1 pseudogene is annotated in these 648 nt (G+C 64.4%); it reads right to left on the reverse strand.

The annotated features are described in order from the left end of the window. Nucleotides 1-648 (reverse strand): annotated as a pseudogene (locus tag QCE49_RS33595) (RHS repeat protein); the annotation flags it as partial.

A 648-nucleotide genomic window follows, 5' to 3' on the forward strand; every position in this document is an offset into this window, starting at 1 on the left:
GCCCGCCGCGCTGTACTGATACGTGCGCCGTGCAAGCACATCGAGCAGGTTGACGCTCGTCGCATGACGCACCGACATCTGGGCGAGCCGTCCCACGCGGTCATACTCGCGCGTCTGCGTGAAGCTGCGATGCGTGCGCTTCACCTCCCGATGCAGCTTGTCGCGCTCGAAGTCCACCAACGGCTTGCCGTCGACGAGAACGCCGTGAACGTGGCCCGAACCATAGCGCAGCCAGTCGACCGTGCGCGTATTCGGCAGGGTGGTCTTCGTGCGATTGCCGAGCACGTCGTATTCGTGACGCGTGACGGTCGAATAGCTGCCCCGGAAAGACGGATGAACGTGCTGCTCTTCCGCAATCAGGTTGTCCGCATCATCGTAATGAAGACGCGTCACCGCGCCGCCGCCCTTGGCGGTGACGAGCCGCCCGCGGGCGTCGTAATAGAACTGCTCGATGGCGGCGTTGCCGATCTTGCGCGCGAGCAATCGGCCCATCGGATCGCGCTCGTAACGCGTCTCGACCCCGGCTTCGGTCGAGGCCGCGAGCCGTCCGGCGTCGTCCCATTCGTAGCTGATGCTGCGCCCATCGAAGCCGGTCTGTTCGATCAACTGCCCGAGCGCGTCATAACGGAAGGTCGTCGACTCGTTGTT

Source organism: Caballeronia sp. LZ008 (assembly GCF_031451435.1).
Taxonomy (GTDB): Bacteria; Pseudomonadota; Gammaproteobacteria; order Burkholderiales; family Burkholderiaceae; genus Caballeronia; species Caballeronia zhejiangensis.